Here is an 18738-nt window from a genome sequence, read left to right as displayed (position 1 = left end):
GAGCCCGGCGGAATCCACATCCGGGTCGCCGGCCGCGTGGCGGTGCTCATCGCCGGTTCTCCACGGTCGCGGCAGGACCGGATCTTTCGGCCAGCCAGTCGTCGAGGCCGGTCGGTGTCACGATGTCCGGCGCGGACGGCACCAGCCCACCGTCCCGGATGGCGGCACCACCGAAGCGGATCCCGACCACCCACTTGGGTGACCCCTTCTGTCGCGCAATGGCTTTCGCGACATCGACCAGGTCGAGAACCTGCGGACCGGCCACCTCGATTACGCCATCGGCGGGCTTGTGCTGCGCTGCCGCGACGACGTCGGCGAGTACCGACGCGACATCGGCGGCGGCGGCCGGCCGAGCGCGCATGTGCGGCACCGCAGCGATCGGCCCGAGCCGCATCATGCCCAGCAACTGTTCGGCGAGTTCGTACCATTGCACCGATTTCACGATGGTCAGGTTCTCGGGCGCCACGACGCTGGCGTAGGCCTCCTCCTGCGCGGCTTTCCCCTGGTAGTAACCGAACTTGCGATTCACCGCCGGGTCGGACGCGTTGACGATCGACAGGCACACAACGGGCGCTCCCGCTGCCGCTGCTGCGCGACCCACGTTGCCCGCAGCGGTCGTGAAGAAGTCGACAGCCTCTTTCGCCTTCATGGTCGTGACGTTGAGGCAGTCCACCACCACGTCTGCTCCCGCAATCGCCGCGTCCAATCCTTCTCCGCGATAGGCATCCACGCCAGATGCCCGCGACGCCGACACCACGTCGACACCGTTGTCGCTCAATCGTTGCGTGAGCGCCGAGCCGAGCGTGCCCGTCGCCCCGAACACAACTGCCTTCATCTCATCTCCGTTCGTGGTGGTTCGACAACGTCCACAGTAGGGCAGAATTGCACCAGAAAGGTGGTGCAATTCGATGGCAGATATGCGGGTCAATTCTGAGAACTCTCCCGACACCGATCCGTGGGATTCGGTCGCGCGTCGCCTGGGAACCGACCTGTACCTCGACCTTCAGCCCGACCCGGACGGGAATCCTCGCGGCCGCGGCTCGCAGCGACGGCACACGCTGGCCGCAGCACTGCGCCACGCTATCTCGACCGGGCAGTTACCACCCGGTTCCCTGCTGCCGCCCTACCGATCCCTGGCCGCGGACCTGGGGTTGGCCCGCAACACCGTGTCCGCCGTGTACACCGAACTCATCGCCGAGGGATGGCTCACCGCCCGTCGAGGGTCGGGCACACGAGTGGCATCCGGCGTTGTCGCAGAAGGACTTCCGGGCGTAGAGCCACGAGCGCCGCAAGCGCAGGCCATGGCCCAGGTACGCCACGACTTCTCGATGGGCCAACCCAACGCCGGGCTGTTTCCGCGTGCCGACTGGATCAACGCGACCCGACACGCCCTGACCAGAGCGCCCGACAGCGCCTTCGCACCGTCTCATCCCGGCGGACGACCCGAACTGCGGGAAGCGCTGCGCACGTATCTCGCTCGCGCTCGCGGGGTCCGCACAACAGCGGAGTCGATCGTGTTGATGACCGCCGTCCAGGCATCGCTGGAACTGTTGGCGCGCACCGTACTCGGACCACGTGTGGCCGTGGAGGCCTATGGACTTCCGTTCCACCGTGACGCATTGGTGCGTGGGGGTGCCGACATCGTCCCGATCAGGATCGACGACAACGGACTGCTGGTCGACGATGTGGAGCGCGCGGCCCCCACCGCCGTTCTGGTGACGCCGAGCCATCAATACCCGACCGGGGTCGCCCTGCACCCCGAACGCCGAATGCGGTTGGTGGAGTGGGCGCGACGCACCGGTGCACTGATCGTCGAAGACGACTACGACGGCGAACTCCGGTACGACCGTGACCCGGTCGGCGCCCTACAGGGCCTGGCTCCTGACGTCGTCATCTACACCGGGTCGGTCTCCAAGAGCCTCTCGCCCGCGGTGCGAGCCGGGTGGCTGGTCCTGCCGTCGCACCTGATCGATCCGGTGACCACGGCCAAGGGCGCCCGCGAGCCCGACGCGAGCATCGTCGATCAACTCGTGCTCGCCGAGATGATCACGTCGGGAACCTACGATCGCCACATCCGACGAAGCCGACAGGTTCATCGACGACGACGCGACCAGCTGACCGATCGACTGGCGTCCATCGGCATCGAGATCCCGGGTATCGCAGCAGGATTGCACGTCCTCATTCCGGTGCCGCGGGATGACGAGCCCACCGTGGTTGCGCGGGCACACGCCGACGGCATCGCCGTGTTCGGACTCGACCTGTTTCGCCACGCCGACGCGGAGCCGCTACCACAGGGCGGCATCGCCGTGGGCTTCGGCACCCCCGCGGCATCGGCCTTCGACGCCGGCCTCGATGCGTTGACGCGCCTGATCCGACCAGTCCCAGCCAGTCCCTGAGCTGAGGTTCGAGGGCCCCTCGCTCACACCGAACTGGCGAGCGTCTCCAAAGCGCTTGTCGCGTCGATGTATTCCTGCACCCACCGCTCGATGACCGCCGCCGTCCGCTCCACCTTCTGGAACTGTCCGACGACCTGGCCGACCGGGTTGAAGGCGACGTCGATGCTCTCGTCCGGGTACTTGTGCGTGGCGGCCACCGCCATGCCGGAGACCATGTACTGCAACGGCATTCCGAGCGGATCCGGATTCTCCGGGTTCTCCCAGGCCTCGGTCCAGTCGTTGCGAAGCATTCGGCACGGCTTGCCGGTGAACGACCGACTGCGCACGGTGTCGCGACTGCCGGCGTTGATGTAGGCCGCCTGCTGGACCGGCGTGTTCTCGGCCTCTTCGACCATCAGCCACTGCGATCCGCTCCACGCGCCCTGCGCACCGAGGGCAAGCGCCGCGGCGATCTGCTGACCGCTGCCGATCCCACCGGCGGCCAGAACCGGCACGGGCGCAACCTCTTTGACCACCTGCGGCCACAGCACGATCGACCCGACCTCTCCGCAGTGGCCACCACCCTCGCCGCCCTGCGCGATGATGATGTCCACCCCGGCGTCGGCGTGCTTACGCGCCTGCTTCGGCGAGCCGCACAGCGCGGCCACCTTGCGTCCGGCGTCGTGGATCTTGCCGATCATGTCCACCGGAGGCGTGCCGAGCGCGTTGGCGATCAGACTCACCTTGGGATGCTGCAGCGCGATCTCCACCTGCGGGGTCGCGGTGGCCTCGGTCCAGCCGAGCAACTGCAGCGAGTTGTCGTTGTCCTCGTCGAGTGGAACACCGTGGTCGCGCAACAACTTTCGACCGAAGTCGAGCGTCTGCTCCGGCACCATCGACTGGAGCATCGTGGTGAGATCGTCGGCCGACATCTCGGCGTCCATGCCCTCGTATTTGTTGGGGATGACGATGTCGACGCCGTAGGGATGGTCGCCGATGTGCTCGTCGATCCAGTTGAGTTCGATCTCGAGTTGTTCCGGCGTGAAACCGACAGCCCCCAGGACGCCGAATCCGCCTGCCTTGCTGACCGCGACCACCACGTCTCGGCAATGGGTAAATGCGAAGATCGGGAACTCGATTCCGAGTTCGTCGCAGATCTGGGTGTGCATCAACGGACTCCTTCGACGCGGCGCAAATTAGAACGTGTTCTAATTTAGCACTGGTGTCTGGCGCCCGACACTATTTGCCGAAGCGACGGTTCCGTGCGGAGAAGTCGCGCAGGGCTCGCAAGAAGTCGACCCGACGGAACTCCGGCCAGTACGCGTCGGTGAACCAGATCTCCGAATAGGCGCTCTGCCACAGCAGAAAGCCCGACAGCCGCTGCTCACCAGAGGTCCGGATCACCAGATCCGGATCCGGCTGCCCCTTGGTGTAGAGGTTCGCGTCGATAGCCTCCACGGTGACCGCGTCGATCATCTCGGCCGGCGAGGCGCCCTGCTCGAGCCGTTCCTCGAGGAGCGCACGCACCGCGTCGACGATCTCCTGCCGGCCCCCGTACCCGACCGCGACATTGACATTCATGCCGTCACGTCCGGCAGTCCGATCCGACGCCGCGCGCAGACGGTCGGCCACCGGCGCGGGCAACTGATCCAGGGTGCCGACGATGCGGACCCGCCACTGGCCGTCCGGGGCGGAGATCTCGTCGACGATGTCGGGCACGATCTCCATCAGTGCGTCGAGCTCCTCGGATGCTCGACTCAGATTCTCGGTGGACAAGAGATAGATGGTGACTGCTCCGATGCCGAGGTCCGCGCACCATCCGAGCATGTCGGCGATGCGCTGCGCACCCACCCGATGGCCGTGGCTGACGTCCTCGAAACCCGCCTCCCGGGCCCACCGACGGTTTCCGTCGCAGATGATCGCCACATGATGAGGGATGCGCGTCCCATCCATCAACTGGATCAGCCGGCGTTCATAGACGCTGAGCACCGGGCGCCGCAACCGGTCCGGCAGCAGCTTCATCGTCGGGTCCTCGGTGTCACGTGGCACACCTTACGCGCCTCGATCTCGCCAGTAACTTACGCTACCGTAGGTTGCGTGAGCACCATCATCCCACCGTTGCCGTCGATCCCCGACCGGCCCCGACTCCGAGGCGTGATCCATCACTACTCGGCCTACGTCGCCGCGGTCGCGGGCATCGCCGTCGTCATCGGTGCCGCCATGGCGCGCGGTGCGGTCGCGGCTGCGGCCTGCGCGGTGTACGCGATCACGGTGTTCGGCGTGTTCGCGGTGAGTGCGTCCTATCACCGCATCCCGTGGAAGACCGTGCGCGCGCAAATCCGCATGAAACGCGCCGATCACTCGATGATCTTCCTGTTCATCGCGGGTACCTACACACCCTTCTGCGCGATGGGCCTGCCGTCCCCCGCACGCTGGTGGGTTCTGGGCATCGTGTGGACGGGTGCCGTTGCCGGGGTGGTGCTCAAACTGCTCTGGCCGTCGTCGCCGCGCTGGCTGGGAGTGACGCTCTACATCCTGCTCGGATGGGTGATCATCGCCGTCGCACCGGCGCTGATCGCGCAGTGTGGTGTCGCGATCATCGTCCTGCTGGCAGTAGGCGGGGCGCTCTACAGCATCGGCGGCATCCTCTACGCCCTCCGCTGGCCCAACCCGTGGCCCTCGACCTTCGGCCATCACGAGGTGTTCCACGTCTGCACGGCAGTCGCCGCACTACTGCACTACATCGCCGTCTGGCTGGTTATTTTCGCCTGAACGATCATCCGCGGACGGAATCACTGCCCGGTTCACCTCGTTCTCACCGACGCGTCCATCTGAGGTCAATGTCTGGACAGGCTGGCCTGCTGTTCTGTGCGCGTGGCCGGACCTCCGCTTCGCGACGCGCACATCGACGGACTGACGCGCCGACGGTTCCTCAACTGGTCGGCCCTCGCCGTCGGCCTCGCGTTCAGCTCGAGTCTGTGTTCGGCCGAAGCGGACTCCATGCGACCCCCTCCCGGACCCGACGATGCGCTGTTCACCCTGGGTGTTGCGTCCGGCGACCCGCTGCCGGACGGGGTCGTGCTGTGGACGCGTCTTGCCGTCGACCCGATGGCTCGCGGCGGCGGCATGTGCGGTGTACCGGTGAACGTCGACTGGGAGGTCGCCACCGACGAGACGATGCGTCGAGTCATTCGGCGCGGCACCACGATTGCAACAGCCGACGGTGGCCACTCCGTGCACATCGATCTGCGTGGGCTCCAACCCTCGACCGAGTACTTCTACCGGTTCCGGGCGTTGGGCGACATCTCGGTGATCGGACGCACTCGCACGGCTCCTGCGGCCAGCGCGCAGCCCCGTCTTCTCACGGTGGCCGTCGCGTCCTGCCAGAACTGGGGTGAGGGCTACTTCGTCGCCTACCGAGACCTCGCCGCGCACGCTCCGGACGTGGTCTTCCACCTTGGTGACTACATATACGAGACGCCACCACCGGCCCGCGGACCGCGTCGTGGTGATCCACGCCCACGCTCGGCGTTTCGCGCCGCGACGTCGATCGACGACTACCGAGATCGTTACGCGCTGTACCGCGCCGACGCCGATCTGCAGGAGGCCCACCGGGTTTCGCCGTTCATCATGGGATTCGACGACCACGAGGTGGCCGACAACTGGGCGGGCGACGTCCCAGCCGACGGAACAGCGATGCGCGACTTCGTGATTCGGCGGGCGGCCGGATTGCGCGCATGGTGGGAGAACACCCCGACGCGCATCTCGGCCCGCCGGCCCGGTGTCGACATGCGCGCCTACCGCCGCTTCACCTTTGGCGATCTCGCGCAGTTCCATCTGCTCGACACCCGCAGCCATCGCAGCGACCAGGTCAACGGCGATCGCGACACGGCACAGGACGCTCGCACCGCCGACCCGACACGCACCATGCTCGGTTCCGCACAGGAACAGTGGCTGCTCGACGGTCTCGCGCAACCTCGGCGCCGATGGAACGTGATCGCACAACAACTTCCGATGGCAGACCTAGCCCGGCTCGATGGCACCACGCGCGCAGTCAGCATGGACGGCTGGAGCGGATACGAACCCGCCCGGACGCGCATCCTCGACGGCGCGCACCGACGCGACGTCACCGGTCTCGTGTCGCTGGCCGGCGACATCCATCGCAACGTCGTCGCCGATCTGCGGTCCGACTATCGCACCGAGTCACCGGTCGTCGGTGTCGAGCTCGCGGGCACGTCTATCTCGTCGGGCGGCGACGGCGAGGACAGCGACGACAATGATCGGCGCCTCAAGGCGGCCTCACCACATGTTCGGTTCGGCAACGCACAGCGCGGCTACCTGCTGAACCGAGTCCGGCCCGACCGCTGGGAATGCGAGATGCGCGTGACCGACACCGTCGCCGATCCGGGTGCACGTCTGTATCGTCGCGCGCTCATCACCATTCCGACGCGCAGGTCCGACGTCGACGTGGTCTGAGTTCTTCGGAGGCCACCCTCCCGCCGGGCTGCGAGCCCACCGTCGCTGGCTGAGCCTGCGAGCCCCGAAGCCCCTCCCTCCGCTGCCTGAGCGAGGAGCGCTGGCGACGAGCCTCGAGCACCTCAGGGAGCGGAGATGGGCCGGCGTGGGTTGCTGGGGCGCACCCCTCAAGGTGCTTCCACGGATCCCAGACTCAGGTAGCGGATGGAGCTCAGACCCGCGCGAACGCCGCCAGCACGTCGGCGCTGGCCTCCCAGCCCATGCACTTGTCGGTGACCGACTGGCCGTAGGTGAGCGGCCGCGCGTCCGGCGACTGTGCACCCGGCTCCAGGAAGCTCTCCAGCATCACGCCGCTGATCTGCGACCCCAACCCCTGCTCCCGCCTGGCGCGGACCGACGCGGCGATCTCGGTCGCCACCTCCGCCTGACGGACATGGTCTTTGCCCGAATTGGCGTGGCTGCAGTCGATCATCACGCGTGCGGGCAGTCCCGCCTTCTCCAGTGCTGTGGTTGCCGTGGCGATGGAGTCGGTGTCGAAGTTCGGTCCACCGGTGCCGCCGCGCAGGATGATGTGGCAGTCCTCGTTGCCTGCGGTCTCCACCACCGCACCGTTGCCGAAGTCGTCGACGCCGAAGAAGACATGCTGTGCCGCAGCGGCTTTCACACCGTCGATGGCGACCTGGACGTTGCCGTCGGTGCCGTTCTTGAAGCCGATGGGCATCGACAGCCCGGATGCGAGCTGACGGTGCACCTGCGACTCGGTGGTCCGGGCGCCGATCGCGCCCCAGGCCACCGCGTCGGCGATGTACTGCGGGCTGGTGGGCTCGAGGAATTCGCAGCCGACGGGCAACCCGAGATCGATGATGTCGAGCAGCAACGATCGTGCCGTGCGCAGCCCGCGCTCCACGTCGAACGACCCGTCCATGCCGGGGTCGTTGATGAGACCCTTCCAGCCGACGGTGGTGCGCGGCTTCTCGAAGTACACGCGCATCACGATCTTGAGGCGGTCGGCGTAGGCGTCGGCGAGTGGGGCAAGCCGGCGTGCGTAGTCGATGGCGGCGATCGGATCGTGCACCGAGCACGGTCCGACGACGACGAGCAGTCGGTCGTCGCGGCCGGCGAGAATGTCGGCGATCTCGTCGCGGTCGCGCTGGACCGCGATCGCCCGCCGCGCGGTCAGCGGCAGTTCGGTGCGGATGGTGTCCGGTGAAGGAATCGGCCGGAATGCGGTGATGCGCCGGTCGGAAGTCGATTCGCCGACCGGGGTGAGTTCCGGGAGTGTGGTCACTTCGATGTGCCTTTCATGGTCATGCCCTGCGATTTCTGCGGGGCACGCCCAGATGTGGCCGGAACCCCTGAAATGACAAAAGCAGCGACCTCTCGGTCACTGCTCGGGGCTCCGGTGTTGTGTGCGTGCAGCAATCAGCGCTTCATCGCAGGCTCGACCGGAGCCTCGATAAAGAAGCGCCAATAGGCGCGCACGTTGCTGATCACGGCGACCACGCTAGCACACCGAACACCACCCCTACGGATGCCCTCGTTCGAGTAACTGACTCAGGACGATGATCGACTCGGTCCGATCGACCGGACTGGCCTGCCGGATGCGCTCCAACGCTTGCTCGAGGTGGTGGACGTCGCGCGCCATGATGCGCAGGATCGCGTCGGCCGTGCCGGTGATGGTCGCGGCACTCACCACCTCATGGATCGGCTCCCAGGCCGCGCGCAGGTCATCGGGCGAGATGTTCCCGCGACAGAACACCTGCACGTAGGCCTCGGTTGTCCACTGCATCGCCGCTGGATCGATCACCGTGGTGAAGCCTTTGATGACGCCGTCGTCGAGGAGTCGGTCCACCCGTCGCTTCACCGCGGGGGCCGACAAGCCGACCTCGGCACCCACCTCCGCGTAGGTCGCCCGCGCGTCCCGCGCGAGGCAAGCGAGCACCTTGTCGTCCAAATCATCGAGCGCACGCAATGTATCGATCCTCTACACTGTTGGTTCGGCTATTCGTTAAACATGAGAGCAATCTATGGCGATTGATTGCGTCAGCACCCGACGATACCCTCGAAAAATGACGTTGACGACCCCTTCCTTCGCCGCGCCGTTCGTACGAGCCCACCGCACCCGCACCTATGCGATGACCCCGCCCGCACACTTCGAGGTCAGTTACGCGATCAACCCGTGGATGGATCCCAGCGTTCCGGTCGACGCCCAGCGCGCGCTCGCGCAGTGGCAGACGTTGCTCGACACCTACCAAGCCCTGGGCCACACCGTGCATCTGGTCGAGCCGCAACCCGGCCTGCCGGACATGGTCTACGCCGCCAACGGCGGTCTCGTCATCGACGGCAAGGCGATCGCCGCACGCTTCGCCTTCCCTGAACGTGCAGCCGAAGGCGACCACTACGCCGACTGGTTCCACACCGCCGGATTCGGCCCGGTCCACCGCACCGACGGCATCCAGGAGGGCGAGGGCGACTTCCTCGTCGTCGGCGACCGTATCCTCGCCGGCACCGGGTTCCGCACGCACCGCGACACCCACGCCGAGGTCGCCGCGGTCACCGGGCTGCCCGTGATCACCCTCGACCTCGTCGATCCGCGGTTCTATCACCTCGACACCGCACTCGGGGTGCTCGACGAGAACACCATCGCCTACTACCCCGGCGCCTTCTCCGACGCGTCGCGCGCCCTGCTCGACGAACTCTTCCCGGACGCGATCATCGCGACCGCAGCCGACGCCGAGGTCCTCGGGCTCAACCTCGTCTCCGACGGCAAGCACGTGATCATGACCGATCGGGCACCGCAGCTGGAATCGCAACTGCGTCAAGCCGGTTACGAACCGATCACTCTCGACCTTTCCGAGTTGCTCAAGGGTGGCGGCGGGGTCAAATGCTGCACACTGGAATTGAGAGCCATGAAAGAGACCACCGCCCCCAAACCCCACTCCCCCGAACCCCACGGCGCCGAACCGCACGTGGCGCACAACTATTCGCCGCTGCCCGTCACCGCGGCGACGGCCGAAGGTGCGTGGATCACCGACGTCGACGGACGCCGCTACCTCGACTGCCTCGGTGCGTACTCGGCAGTCAATTTCGGACACCGTCATCCCCGGATCGTCGCGTCTGCCATCGACCAACTCAGCCGCGTGACACTCACCAGCCGCGCCTTCATGTCCGACCAACTCGAGCCGTTCTGCGCCGCCCTCGCCGACCTCTGCGGCAAAGAGATGGTGCTGCCGATGAACACCGGTGCGGAGGCGGTGGAATCCGCGATCAAGGTGGCCCGCAAGTGGGGTTACGACGTCAAGGGCGTCGCCGACGGTCGTGCGCAGATCATCGTCGCGGGCGGCAACTTCCACGGTCGCACCACCACCATCATCAGCTTCAGCGACGACGAGGAGGCGCGCGCCGGATTCGGTCCCTACACACCAGGATTCGTGCGGGTGCCGTTCGGTGACGTGGAGTCACTGGCGGCCGCGATCACCGACGACACGGTCGCCGTGCTCGTCGAACCGATCCAGGGCGAGGCCGGCATCATCGTGCCGCCCGCCGACTACCTGCCCCGCGTGCGCGCCCTGTGCACCGACCGCAACGTCTTGATGATCGCCGACGAGATCCAGTCCGGACTCGGACGCACCGGCACCACCTTCGCGTGCGAGCACTGGGGTGTGGTCCCCGACGTCTACACCCTCGGCAAGGCTCTCGGCGGCGGCGTGCTGCCGGTGTCGGCCGTGGTCGCCGACCGCGACATCCTCGGCGTCCTGCACCCGGGCCAGCACGGTTCGACGTTCGGCGGCAACCCGCTCGCCGCCGCGGTCGGTCACACCGTGGTCGACATGCTCGCCGATGGCAGCTGGCAGGCCCGCGCCGCCGAACTCGGCGACCACATGCACACTCGGCTTCGCGCGTTCATCGGCCACGGGGTGATTACCGTCCGCGGACTCGGTCTGTGGGCCGGGATCGACATCGACCCGGAGTTGGGCAGCGGCAAGGAGTTCTGCCTCAACCTGGCGCAACGCGGTGTGCTCGCCAAGGACACCCACGGCTCGACGCTGCGTCTGGCACCGCCGTTGGTCATCACCCACGAAGAGATCGACTGGATGGCCGATCGTTTCGGCGAGGTACTGAGCCGCCGCTGAACCGGGACTACGCTGACGAAATGACCGCGTCCACACGTACCCACCGTCGCGTCCTGCTGATCCGGCACGGCCAGACCGAATGGTCACTGAGCGACCGCCACACCGGACGGACCGACATCGCGCTCACGGCGAAGGGCGAACATGATGCCGCGGCGCTGCAGGGTGTCACCGACCGGCTCGGGATGTTCGATCCCTACGTCATCGTCTCGCCACGACGACGTGCGCAGCGCACCGCGGAACTCGCGGGTCTGGTGGCCGACGAGGTGTCCGATCTGGTGGCCGAGTGGGACTACGGAGACTACGAGGGGCTGACGCGCGTCCAGATCCACGCCGACCACGATCCCGGCTGGGCGATCTGGACAAGTGGTGCGCCACAAGGTGAATCGGTGCAACAGATGACGCAGCGTGTCGACGAGGCCGTGCGGGTGGTCGACGCGCGGCTCGAGACCTCCGATGTGGTGATCGTGTCGCACGGACACCTCTCGCGATCGTTCATCTGCCGCTTCCTGGGTTGGCCGATCGCCCAGGGCGCCAACATCGATCTTCGGCCGGCCGGCACGGCGATGCTGGCCGACGTCGCCGGGGACCGACGCATGACACACCTCGTCGGACCCGAGGGCGCGAGCCTCTCGACTACCGCCCTCTGATCACGTTCTCCGTCAACGCTTCCGGTTCGGTCAGCGGCAGTCCGCACACCTGCCCACGGCACACGTAAGCCGCGTCGTGGCCGTCGACCGGTCCGCGATCCTGCAGTAGCGTCTGCGAATCACGCTGTCCGGCAACGATCACCGCACCACCGGGAGCAATCTCACGGGCTCGTCGCGTCATCCGCCCGTCCGAGTCGCGCACCTGCGCGACCGCGATCTGGATCGGACCGGCGACCCGCGCCTGTGCCACGGCGAGCCAATGTCCGGCCGACCGGGGCAGTTTCACGAGCAAGATGGCGCCCCGCGACAGCGTGTGCTCGAGCAACTCGGCGTAACGACCGGCATCGCCGGCGTCGGCCAGCGGCACTGCGATCTGCAACGCCTCCGCCATCAGCGACGCACCCGACGGCGTGGCGCCGTCGACCGGATCGCGCGGCCGAGTGATCAGCCCCTCCCCCGCCGCGTCGAACCAGGAACCGGGCTCCGCCGGATCGGCAAAGACGTCGACCGCTCGGTCCAGAATGGTCAGACCGGTTGTGCGCCAACGCTGATCGCCCGTCACCGTGAACAGGGTCAGCAGCGCGGTGGCCAATGCGGCATGGTCGTCGAGACCACCCGACGGCACCCCGACCACCCCTCCGAGCGACGACCGACGGACGGCGCCGTCGACCACATGGGTGGCGACAATCTGTTCCGCACACCAGACGGCATGGTCGATCCACTGCCGTTCGCCGAGCCCGGCACCGGCCTCGGCGAGAGCCGTGATCGCCATCGCGTTCCAGGCGGTGACCACCTTGTCGTCGCGCGCCGGCTGCGTGCGAGCCGCGCGGGCCACCCGAAGCCGTTGACGGACAGAATCGAACCTGTCGAGGTCGTCGGGTTCGGACGGCAGCTGCAGCGTCGAGGTCCCGTGTTCGAAGGTGCCGGCTTCGGTGACCACGAAAAGCTCTGCGGCCCAGCGTCCATCGTCCTCGCCGAGGACTTCGACGAGCTGGCTGGGCGTCCACACATACGTCGAACCCTCCACCCCAGCGGTATCGGCGTCCAGCGACGACGCGAAGCCGCCACCGACACGCAGGTCCTGGTCCAAGAAGTCGACGATCTCAGCGGTCACTCGCCGCATGAACGGGTCACTTGTGCGACGCGCGAGATGTGCATAGGCACGCAGCAACTGCGCGTTGTCGTACAGCATCTTCTCGAAATGCGGTATCACCCAGTCCTTGTCGACAGCGTATCGGGCGAATCCACCGGCGATCTGGTCGTAGATACCTCCGCGAGCCATCGCGGCACAGGTCCGGACCGCCGCGTCGATGGCCACCGAATCTCCGGTGTGCTCGCTGTGCCGGATCAGCCCCTCGAGCAACGCCGACGGCGGAAACTTCGGCGCACCGCCGAAACCGCCTGCCGCACGGTCCTCGTCGTCGAGCACCGCGGTCACGGCATGCGCCAGCAGCCGCTCATCTATCGGCAGTGTTCCCGGCGGCAGCGCTCCTGCGTTGGCCTCGACGTGCTCGCGCACCTTGTCGGCCATCGCGTCGATCTCGGCGCGCCGATCCGTCCAGGCCTCGGTGACCGCGGCCATCACCTGACGGAACGACGGCATACCCGACCGCGGCGCCGAAGGGAAATACGTCCCGGCGTAGAAGGGTTCGCCGGCCGGCGTCAGGAAACACGTCATCGGCCAGCCGCCCTGACCGGTCATCGCGACGGTAGCGCTCATGTAGATGGCGTCGATGTCGGGGCGTTCCTCGCGGTCGACCTTGACACACACGAACTCGGCGTTCATCTGGGTTGCGGTGGCGTCGTCCTCGAAGGACTCATGCGCCATCACGTGACACCAGTGGCATGCCGCGTATCCGACCGACAACAGGATCGGGACGTCGCGCCGACGGGCTTCGTCGAGCGCGGCGTCGTCCCACTCGAACCAGTGGACAGGGTTGTTCGCGTGCTGACGGAGGTACGGACTCGACGACGCGCTCAGCCGGTTGCGCGCGCCGTCAGGTGTCGGCGGATTTCCGTTCATCGGCAGCCGCAGCGGTGTCGGAATGGGTTTCGATGTCCGTCACGACTGCCGAACGCGTGTCCGTCCCCTCGTCGAAGGCCTGGTCGGCCTCGGGATGTTCGGTGTCGAAGGTCTTCGGCAGCTTCTTGAGTTGCTTGTTCATCGACCAGATCAGGAAAGCGGTGGCGATGAGCAGCACGAGGATGATCAGGAGTCCGAGCGGGGACGCCTTGCCGAACTCGGGACCTTGCGGCTCTTGCTGCGCTGCAAGCACAGTCACCGTCGTCATCACACTCATGCCGTCTCGATTCCGGTGAAGAGGTCTGTCTCGGGGATCGAGGTCTTCACTCTGGTCTGCGCGAGTTCGAACTCCTCGGTCGGCCACAGCCGTTGCTGCCACTCCAGTGGCACGGCGAAGAACACACCGTTGGGGTCGATCTGTGTCGCGTGCGCACGCAGGGCGTCGTCGCGCTGCGGGAAGTACTTGCCGCATTCCACCTGGGTGGTGACCCGGCCCATGAGGTCACCGCGACGCCGATCCCATTTGCTGAGCCACTCCGTGAACGGGCTCTCCTGGCCGTGCCGCTCGAACTCGTCGGAGAACAACACCATCCGGTCGCGGATGAATCCGTGTGTGTAGTACAGCTTCGAGACCGTCCACGGCGCGCCGGTACCCGGGAACGCGTCGGGGTCCCCGGATTGCTCGTACGCCGCGACCGACACCTCGTGACATCGGATGTGGTCGGGGTGCGGATAGCCGCCGTGCTCGTCGTAGGTGATCATGACGTGCGGGCGGAACTCGCGGACCACACGGACGAGCGCCTCGGTGCCGACCTCGAGTGGAATGGCCGCGAACGACCCTTCCGGCACGGGCGGGGGCGGATCGCCCTCGGGCAGACCCGAGTCGACGAACCCGAGCCATGTCTGTTCGACGCCGAGCGCCGCAGCGGCCTTCGCCATCTCCTCGCGGCGGACCTCGGTCATCCGTTCCTTGATGCCCGGACGATCCATCGCCGGATTGAGGATGTCGCCGCGTTCGCCGCCGGTGAGTGTGACAACCAACACCTCGTTGCCTTCGGCCGCATACCGCGCCGTCGTCGCCGCACCCTTGCTGGACTCGTCGTCCGGGTGCGCATGGACCGCCATCAGACGGAACGCCCCGGCGCCGGGGCCGCCTGGCTGGGATTCGGTCACGGTTCCTCACCTTCGGGTCGCTACTCCACCCATGGTAGGTATTGACGCGTGAACAGTTCGGACGGGGGCACCGCGCAGACTCCGCGGAGCGGACCTCGCGCCACCTACCCGGAGCCCTCCGGCGACCCCCGGAGCCGCCGGCGTTGGTTCATCGGACTATCTGTTCTCGTCGTCGTGGCCGGAGTCGGTCTCGCTGCCCTCGGCTACACAAAGTTCGCCGACGAAGAGGTCAAGGGCGAGGGCACCGGCTACGAGCTCCTCGACTCCTCCACTGTTGCGGTCCAGTTCACGCTGACCAGGTCCGATCCCAGTCGTCCGGCCGCCTGCGTGGTGCGCGGGCGATCCAAGGACGGCAGCGAGACCGGCCGACGCGAGGTTCTCATCGGCCCCGGCACCGACAAGCAGCAGGGCGTACGTGTTGAGGTGAAGACTTCTGCGCCACCCGTCATCGGCGAGGTCTTCGGCTGCACCACCGACATCCCGGCATACCTGTCCGAGACGGACGCATGACGACCGACGATCGGCCGCAGTCACGTGGGCGCGCGGCGTTCGCGTCGATCTCGAGCCCGTACTACCCACTGCTCGTCGCGCTGTTCGTCGGCGTCATGCTGATCAGCAACATCACCGGCACCAAAGGTGTACTGCTGTTCGAGGACTGGTTGCATTTCGATCTCGGTCCCATTCACCTGAATGGCCTGGTCACCGACGGCGCGTTCTTCCTTTTCCCGCTCGCCTACGTCCTCGGCGACGTGATCAGCGAGGTCTACGGATTCCGGGCGATGCGTCGCACCATCTTCGCCGGTTTCGCCGTGCTGATCCTCGCCTCCCTGTGCTTCTGGCTGACCATTCACCTGCCCGCGGCCGGTTTCTACGACGGCCAGGAAGCCTTCGAGCGAGTGGCCGGGGTGGTCCCCCAGTTCTTGCTCGCGGGTCTGGCCGGGTACGTGGTCGGCGAGTTCCTGAACTCGTTCGTACTGGTCAAGATGAAGGAACGCGCAGGTGAACGCCGTCTCTGGGCTCGTCTGATCGGCTCGACGGTGGTCGGCGAGTTCGCCGACACGCTGGTGTTCTGTTCGATCGCGGCGTCGGCCCTGGGCATTTCGACCTGGGGCGATTTCATCAACTACACGGTCATCGGATTCCTCTGGAAGACCCTGGTCGAGCTGATCGTGATGCCGGTGACCTACCTCGTTGTCGGGTGGCTGAAACGGGCCGAGCCGACCTATCAAGAAGCGCTCCGATCGGCGTCGGCCGACGGTGACGATGTGCCTTAGCTCTCATCGGCTGGTACCCTGTACTGATACACGGCTCCGCGAGGGGTCGTGTTGCTGCATTTAGAGCGTGCTCCACGCGCGCCGAGCAGTCCACATGCCCGGGTCGAGAATCGAGCCCGGGCGCGGACAACACATAAGGAGTGACCGATGACCGACACCCAGGTGACCTGGCTGACCCAAGAGTCGCACGACCGCCTCAAGAGCGAGCTCGACTCTTTGATCGCCAACCGTCCGGTCATTGCCGCAGAGATCAACGAGCGTCGCGAAGAAGGCGACCTCAAGGAGAACGGCGGCTACCACGCCGCTCGCGAAGAGCAGGGCCAGCAAGAGGCCCGCATCCGCCAGCTGCAAGAACTACTGAACAACGCCAAGGTGGGCGAGGCCCCGACCCAGTCGGGTGTCGCGCTCCCCGGCTCCGTCGTGACCGTCTACTACGACGGTGACGAGAAGGACACCGAGACCTTCCTCATCGCCACCCGCGAAGAAGGTGCACAGGGCGGCAACCTGGAAACCTACTCGCCCAGCTCGCCGCTGGGTTCGGCGCTCATCGACGCCAAGGTCGGCGAGACGCGCGAGTACACCGTGCCGTCCGGCGCGACCATCAAGGTGACCCTCGTCAGCGCGGAGCCCTACCACGGCTGATCGCTGACCCGTCGACACGGGTCACGGCAAGACACACAGAACTCCCACATACACACGAGATCTCATGTGTATGTGGGAGTTCTCTGTGTGCGGTGTCGGAACAGGTCCTCCCACGACGGCCACTGCCTTGTTGGCATAATCCCTGCATGCCCGACACAGCTCGCATCGGCGGCAAGCTCTCGCTGCTCCCCGGGGTGCAGACCCTGCTCACTTATGAACGCGGCTACCTGCGGGGCGATCTTGTTGCCGGAGCGGTTCTCACCGCGCTGCTGATCCCTGCCGGCATGGGCTACGCGGAGGTCGCAGGACTCCCGCCCGTGACCGGCCTCTATGCGACGATCATCCCGCTGATCGCCTACGCGATCGTCGGACCCTCGCGCATCCTCGTCCTCGGACCCGACTCGTCGCTCGCCCCGATCATCGCGGCCGCGATCATCCCGCTTGCCGCCCTCGACTCCGAGCGCATCGCACTGGCCGGAGTGCTGGCCATCGAGGTCGGCGTCATCCTCATCATCGGCGGCCTGCTGAAGCTCGGCTTCGTCACCGACCTGCTGTCCAAACCCATCCGGATCGGCTACCTCAACGGCATCGCCCTCGTCGTTCTGCTCAGTCAGCTACCCAAGCTGCTCGGCTTCAGCGTCGACGGAGAATCGATCGTCGACGAGGCCGTGAACATCGTGAAGGGCATCGCGAACGGCGAGATCGACTGGCTGGCCACCGCGATCGGCGTCATCTGCCTCGCCGTCATCTTGGGACTCAAACAGTGGCGCAAGACAATTCCGGGTGTGCTCATCGCGGTGGTCGGGGCGATCATCGCGGTGTGGGCCTTCGGCTGGGAAGACGACCTGTCGGTGGCCGGCGCCATGCCGCGCGGACTGCCGACACCGGCTCTCGGCGGAATCACGCTGAACGACGTCGTCGACCTCATCGTGCCCGCGGTCGGAATCGCCCTGATCGCGTTCGCCGACACCAGTGTCCTGTCAAGGACTTTCGCGGCCCGGGCCGGACAGAACGTGAACGGTAGTCAGGAGATGGCCGCGATCGGTGTGGCCAACGTGGCCAGCGGATTCCTGAGCGGCTTCGCGATCTCCGCGTCGTCGTCGAGGACGCCGGTCGCCGAGCAGGCGGGCGCCAAGAGTCAGGTCGCACCACTGTTCGGCGCACTGCTGATCGTGGCGTTCATCCTCGCGGCACCAGGCGTGACCGCATACCTGCCATCATCTGCTCTTGCCGCCGTGGTGATCTCGGCGGTGTTCTCGCTCATCGACATTCGCGGGGTTGTTTACCTGTTCCGGGTCAACCGGGTCGAGGGAATCCTGTCCGTGGCAGCCTTCGTCGGTGTCGCCGCCCTCGGTGTGCTCGACGGTATCCTGGTCGCGATCGGCCTGTCCTTCATCGCCTTCGTCAACCTCGCGTGGCGCCCCTATCGCACCGAACTCGGCCGGGTGCCCGGTCTGCGTGGCTACCACGACGTCACCCGCAACCCGACGGCGCAACGCATTCCCGGCGTGCTGATCCTCCGGTTCGACGCACCGCTGTTCTTCGCCAACGGCGGCATGTTCGACGATTACGTGCGCTCCGAGGTGGTGCAGAGCCAACAGGAAGGGCGTGAGGTACACACCGTGATCCTCGCGGCCGAACCGATCACCGAGATCGACGCCACCGCGGTCGACGAGCTCGTCGAACTCGATGATTATCTTCGCAGCAACAACATCACCCTTGTCTTCGCCGAGATGAAATCCCCTGTGCGCGATCAGCTGGCGCAATACGATCTCACGGTCGACGGTGAGCCACGATTCGACGACACACAGTTCGCGCCCACCACGGGAGCCAAGGTCGACGAGATCACCGGGTGCCTGCGCGGTGACATCTGAACCTCGGTGATCGGAAGTTTCCGCACTCCGAACGCCCGTGCCATTTTCCCCCTTGCCGCCGCTGGGATTCCCGCCCTAACTTGAGCGCCACCACAATCGCGCCACTCGGCCGGAAAGCTCA

At 66.5% G+C, this 18738-nt stretch carries 17 protein-coding genes; 9 read left to right on the top strand and 8 right to left on the bottom strand.

Annotated features, from left to right (window positions below; genetic code table 11):
• Positions 1–46: 46 nt before the first annotated feature.
• Complete coding sequence (locus MKW15_RS05665) at positions 47–835, bottom strand: SDR family oxidoreductase (RefSeq protein WP_240856602.1); 789 nt, start codon at positions 833–835, stop codon at positions 47–49.
• A gap of 73 nt (positions 836–908) precedes the next feature.
• On the opposite strand from MKW15_RS05665, the gene pdxR reads away from it, so the two are divergent.
• Positions 909–2396, top strand: a complete 1488-nt coding sequence (pdxR, locus tag MKW15_RS05660; protein ID WP_240856601.1) for a MocR-like pyridoxine biosynthesis transcription factor PdxR — start codon at positions 909–911, stop codon at positions 2394–2396.
• A 23-nt stretch (positions 2397–2419) separates the two neighbouring features.
• On the opposite strand, the gene MKW15_RS05655 is transcribed toward pdxR, so the two are convergent.
• Together MKW15_RS05655 and MKW15_RS05650 are read right to left on the bottom strand one after the other, a co-directional pair.
• A complete protein-coding gene (locus MKW15_RS05655) occupies positions 2420–3544 on the bottom strand; it encodes a nitronate monooxygenase (RefSeq protein ID WP_240856600.1) in 1125 nt (374 codons plus the stop codon).
• Between the two features lie 70 nt (positions 3545–3614).
• Positions 3615–4397, bottom strand: a complete 783-nt coding sequence (locus tag MKW15_RS05650; RefSeq protein WP_240856712.1) for an isoprenyl transferase — start codon at positions 4395–4397, stop codon at positions 3615–3617.
• Positions 4398–4472: 75 nt separating this feature from the next.
• On the opposite strand from MKW15_RS05650, the gene trhA reads away from it, so the two are divergent.
• The gene (trhA, locus tag MKW15_RS05645; RefSeq protein WP_240856599.1) at positions 4473–5147 is read left to right on the top strand and encodes a PAQR family membrane homeostasis protein TrhA; all 675 of its coding nucleotides are present in this window, start codon (positions 4473–4475) and stop codon (positions 5145–5147) included.
• A 102-nt stretch (positions 5148–5249) separates the two neighbouring features.
• The gene (locus MKW15_RS05640; RefSeq protein ID WP_374246471.1) at positions 5250–6851 is read left to right on the top strand and encodes an alkaline phosphatase D family protein; all 1602 of its coding nucleotides are present in this window, start codon (positions 5250–5252) and stop codon (positions 6849–6851) included.
• Between the two features lie 211 nt (positions 6852–7062).
• Here the strand turns inward: MKW15_RS05640 and MKW15_RS05635 are convergent, their stop codons facing one another.
• Positions 7063–8139, bottom strand: coding sequence for a 3-deoxy-7-phosphoheptulonate synthase (locus MKW15_RS05635; protein ID WP_240856598.1), 1077 nt, complete (start codon positions 8137–8139; stop codon positions 7063–7065).
• 237 nt (positions 8140–8376) lie between these two features.
• Positions 8377–8823, bottom strand: coding sequence for an Lrp/AsnC family transcriptional regulator (locus MKW15_RS05630; protein ID WP_240856597.1), 447 nt, complete (start codon positions 8821–8823; stop codon positions 8377–8379).
• Positions 8824–8920: 97 nt separating this feature from the next.
• On the opposite strand from MKW15_RS05630, the gene rocD reads away from it, so the two are divergent.
• Together rocD and MKW15_RS05615 are read left to right on the top strand one after the other, a co-directional pair.
• On the top strand, positions 8921–10984 hold the full coding sequence (rocD, locus tag MKW15_RS24395) for an ornithine--oxo-acid transaminase (RefSeq protein ID WP_276614647.1): 2064 nt from the start codon (positions 8921–8923) through the stop codon (positions 10982–10984).
• A gap of 20 nt (positions 10985–11004) precedes the next feature.
• Complete coding sequence (locus tag MKW15_RS05615; RefSeq protein ID WP_240856596.1) at positions 11005–11631, top strand: histidine phosphatase family protein; 627 nt, start codon at positions 11005–11007, stop codon at positions 11629–11631.
• Here MKW15_RS05615 and MKW15_RS05610 read toward each other — a convergent pair.
• Genes MKW15_RS05610 through mca form a run of 3 tightly spaced genes read right to left on the bottom strand, consistent with a single transcriptional unit; the run spans position 11618 to position 14827 of the window.
• Entirely contained in the window at positions 11618–13654 is a 2037-nt protein-coding gene (locus MKW15_RS05610; RefSeq protein WP_240856595.1) for a thioredoxin domain-containing protein, read from the bottom strand. The genes MKW15_RS05615 and MKW15_RS05610 overlap by 14 nt on opposite strands.
• The gene (locus tag MKW15_RS05605) at positions 13629–13931 is read right to left on the bottom strand and encodes a hypothetical protein (RefSeq protein WP_374246463.1); all 303 of its coding nucleotides are present in this window, start codon (positions 13929–13931) and stop codon (positions 13629–13631) included. Before MKW15_RS05605 ends, MKW15_RS05610 begins: the two co-directional genes overlap by 26 nt.
• Entirely contained in the window at positions 13928–14827 is a 900-nt protein-coding gene (mca, locus tag MKW15_RS05600; RefSeq protein WP_240856594.1) for a mycothiol conjugate amidase Mca, read from the bottom strand. Before mca ends, MKW15_RS05605 begins: the two co-directional genes overlap by 4 nt.
• Before the next feature lie 48 nt (positions 14828–14875).
• On the opposite strand from mca, the gene MKW15_RS05595 reads away from it, so the two are divergent.
• From MKW15_RS05595 to MKW15_RS05580, 4 genes are all read left to right on the top strand, one after another.
• Positions 14876–15337: a DUF4307 domain-containing protein gene (locus MKW15_RS05595; RefSeq protein WP_240856593.1), complete on the top strand. Its 462-nt coding sequence runs from the start codon at positions 14876–14878 to the stop codon at positions 15335–15337.
• Positions 15334–16101, top strand: a complete 768-nt coding sequence (locus MKW15_RS05590; protein ID WP_240856592.1) for a queuosine precursor transporter — start codon at positions 15334–15336, stop codon at positions 16099–16101. Before MKW15_RS05595 ends, MKW15_RS05590 begins: the two co-directional genes overlap by 4 nt.
• A gap of 147 nt (positions 16102–16248) precedes the next feature.
• On the top strand, positions 16249–16743 hold the full coding sequence (greA, locus tag MKW15_RS05585) for a transcription elongation factor GreA (RefSeq protein WP_240856591.1): 495 nt from the start codon (positions 16249–16251) through the stop codon (positions 16741–16743).
• 146 nt (positions 16744–16889) lie between these two features.
• Positions 16890–18617, top strand: a complete 1728-nt coding sequence (locus tag MKW15_RS05580) for a SulP family inorganic anion transporter (RefSeq protein WP_240856590.1) — start codon at positions 16890–16892, stop codon at positions 18615–18617.
• The last annotated feature ends 121 nt before the right edge of the window (positions 18618–18738 follow it).

The organism is Gordonia gummivorans, from assembly GCF_022513585.1.
Lineage (GTDB): Bacteria > Actinomycetota > Actinomycetes > Mycobacteriales > Mycobacteriaceae > Gordonia.
Note: the sequence above shows the minus strand (reverse complement) of the source record. Positions and strands in the feature narration are given on the sequence as shown.